This is a genomic window from Gordonia sp. AC31 (assembly GCF_031844505.1).
GTDB classification, from domain to species: domain Bacteria; phylum Actinomycetota; class Actinomycetes; order Mycobacteriales; family Mycobacteriaceae; genus Gordonia; species Gordonia hongkongensis.
The window spans coordinates 1-3231 of sequence record NZ_JAUZVK010000061.1 but is presented as its reverse complement, the minus strand read 5'-3'; the positions used below and the strand labels follow the sequence as shown (position 1 = coordinate 3231).

3 protein-coding genes are annotated in these 3231 nt (G+C 68.0%); 2 read left to right on the top strand and 1 reads right to left on the bottom strand.

The features are described 5' to 3' along the window. Nucleotides 1-63: 63 nt before the first annotated feature. Nucleotides 64-942, bottom strand: coding sequence for a universal stress protein (locus Q9R39_RS24475; RefSeq protein ID WP_058249974.1), 879 nt, complete (start codon nt 940-942; stop codon nt 64-66). An 89-nt stretch (nt 943-1031) separates the two neighbouring features. Between Q9R39_RS24475 and glsA the strand changes: the two genes are divergently transcribed. Continuing rightward, entirely contained in the window at nt 1032-2465 is a 1434-nt protein-coding gene (gene glsA, locus Q9R39_RS24470) for a glutaminase A (protein ID WP_311278434.1), read from the top strand. A gap of 46 nt (nt 2466-2511) precedes the next feature. Continuing rightward, nucleotides 2512-3195 carry an endonuclease NucS gene (gene nucS, locus Q9R39_RS24465; RefSeq protein ID WP_058249976.1) on the top strand — a complete coding sequence of 228 codons (684 nt, stop codon included), beginning with the start codon at nt 2512-2514 and terminating at the stop codon, nt 3193-3195. Nucleotides 3196-3231 lie beyond the last annotated feature (36 nt).

Below are 3231 nucleotides of genomic sequence, written 5' to 3'. Positions count from 1 at the left end.
CATCCCATTGTGGCCCCTCGCGATTCGTGAGGGGCCACAATGCTTTTCTGGGTCGAGACGTGATCAGTCGGTGCCCTTCGGAACGACGATCATCGGAACCGACACCGCGCGAAGGATTTTCGCTGCGGTTGTGCCGAGGAAGAGCGTGTTGGGCGCCGCCAGCCGGCTGGAGCCGACCATGACCACATCGCCGTCCTGCCAGTCCAGGGAGCCGACCGCCTCCTCGATGGTCGACCCCTGGGCGATCGCCGAGCTGACCGGGAAGTCCGGTGGCAGTTGTTCTCTGGCCGCCTCGAGACTGCGTCGCGCGTGTTCGCGAGCGTGGTCGAGGGCCCGTTCTTCCGGCTCGGTGCGCCAGGGTTGGACGTCGTCGACGGCGACCAGCGAGATCAGCCGGATGGGCCGATGTGCACGGACACCGCTGCGCAACGCCGTCTGGAACAACAGCTGGGTGCCTGGCCGGCTACCGATCGCGACCGAGATCTCTCGCACCTCGTCGGCGCCGAGATGCGCGAACCCCGGTGGCGCCACCGCCACCGGGACCGGTGCGGAATGCAAGATGTCGTTGACCACGGTCCCGAGTGTGTGCCGGCCGCGGATACCGCCACCCGCGCCGCCGATGACCAGCATGTCCGCCGATGTGCGCCGGGCCTGCACGATGAGACCCTCCCCGGGGTTGGCGTGTTCGGCGATCGTCGTGGTGGTCTGGATGTCGTCGGGGAGTCTGGCGGCAGCGGCGTCGAGCCAGCGGCGGGCCGCATTGTCCAGGGCGTCGGAGAGGCGTTCGACCGAGACCTGTTCGGACGGGTCGGCGCTGTCCGGCTCGGGTGGGATGACGATGCAGAGCTCGAGTTCGGCGTCGAAGGTCCGCGCGAGGCATGCGCCGAGGGCGACCGCGTCGTCGCCTCCCGAGGTGGCGATGTATGCGACGAGCAGCTTCATCGGTACTCCCAGCGTCGGTGTCTCGGTCCCGGTCATCGCCAGCCTAGTCATCTCCGACGGGGTGCCGGGGGACACGCTTAGATGGGGTCATGGACTCCCTCGTCGACGGTTACCTCAGCCACATCATGGACGAATGCCATTCGGACCGATCCGGTCATGTCGCCGACTACATCCCGGAACTGGCCGCCGTCGACCCCGAGGGTTACGGCCTGTCGATGTGCGTGCACGACGGCCACACCTACTCACATGGTGACTCCGCGACGGCGTTCACCATCCAGTCGGTCTCCAAGCCCCTCACCTATGCGATGGTCCTGAAGAAGCACGGCACCGCGGCGGTCGACGCGAAGATCGGCGTCGAGCCATCCGGCGAGGCATTCAACGAGATCAGCGTGGACGAGCGCCGACGCCCGAAGAACCCGATGATCAATGCGGGGGCCATCTTTGCCGCATCCATGCTGTTGCCGCCGACCCGGGACGTGGCCGAGGCGGCGGTCGACGCCGCCTTCCGGGAGGTGCTCGAGTTCTACTCCGGATGTGCCGGACGGCGCCTCACGATGGACGAGGGGGTCTATGCCTCCGAGGCCGCGACGGGTTCGCGCAACCGCGCGATCGCCTACATGCTAGACAGCTTCGGGGCTCTAGAGACCAGCCCGGACGCCGCTCTCGACCTCTACTACCGACAGTGCTCGATTCGGGTGACGACCGACGACCTGGCCGGGATCGGCGCGACGATCGCGAACGGCGGGATGAATCCCCGCACGGGTCGGACGGTCTTCTCCAACGAGACCGCGCAGCGGTTGCTGAGTGTCATGACGACGTGCGGGATGTACGACGGCGCGGGGGACTGGGTCACCTCCGTCGGCCTGCCGGCGAAGAGCGGCGTCGGTGGCGGGATCCTCGCGGTGCTGCCGGGGCAACTCGGCATCGGCGTGTACTCGCCACGGCTCGACGGTCACGGCAACAGCGTCCGCGGCGTCGACGTGTGTCGGCATCTGTCCACCGACCTGGGTCTGCACATGTTCAACGTGACACGGGAGAGTCGGGTGACGATCCGGTCGGTCTACGACCTCGCCGACACCCCCGTCAGCGCGGAATGGGGCGAGCAGGAGCGCAGCTATCTGCGGACCTGTCGCGACCGCATCCGCGTGTACGAACTGCAGGGAGACCTGACCTTCGCCGGCGCCGAGAGTGTCCAGCGGCGCCTCATGGCCGACATCGACGCATACACCGTCGTCATCGTCGAGATCTCCCGCATCGGGGTAATCGACGCGGTCGCACGCACGATGGTGCTGAGCATCAAACGGCTGCTGGACGACAGCGGCCGGCGGGCCGCGCTCGTCGACCCGGACGGCGTCGTCCGCGACAGCGTCGATCGGCACCGTGACGACGCGGCGGTGCCCGATCTCGATGCGCCGCCGGAACTCCGGGGATTCGACCCGGCGCTTCCGCACGTGCACTCGACGATGGACGACGCGGTCGTCGATGCCGAGACGTTTCTGCTGAAGCACTACTACGACGAGTGAGCGGGCCGCGCCGCCCGGTTCCGGGACACACCACTAGGGTGGGCACGTGCGTCTCGTCATCGCGGAGTGTCAGGTCGACTACGTCGGGCGGCTGACCGCCCATCTGCCCATGGCCCGGCGGTTGCTGCTGATCAAATCGGACGGATCGGTGAGCGTGCACGCCGACGACCGGGCCTACAAGCCGTTGAACTGGATGAGTCCGCCGTGCTGGCTCACCGAGGCGCAGGTTCCCGACGGTACGCAGGCGGAGGCGTACTGGGTCGTCACCAACAAGGCGGGCGAGGAACTCCGCATCACCATCGCGTCGATCGAGCACGACTCCCAGCACGACCTCGGCATCGACCCCGGCCTCGTCAAGGACGGCGTCGAGGCGCACCTGCAGGAGCTGCTCGCCGAGCATGTCGAGACGTTGGGTCCGGGTCACACGCTCATCCGCCGCGAGTACATGACCGCGATCGGGCCGGTGGACCTGCTGTGCCGGGACGCATCGGGTGCCACGGTGGCGGTCGAGATCAAACGGCGCGGGGAGATCGACGGCGTCGAGCAGCTCACCCGGTACCTCGAGCTGCTCAACCGCGACACCACACTCGCCCCGGTGGCCGGCGTATTCGCCGCCCAGCAGATCAAGCCGCAGGCCCGCACGCTGGCCGAGGACCGCGGAATCCGTTGCGTCGTGCTCGATTACGACGAGCTTCGCGGCGCGGAGAGCACGGAGTTCCGGCTCTTCTAGGCCCACCCTGCGGAGCAAGCGGCGTGGCCCACCCCT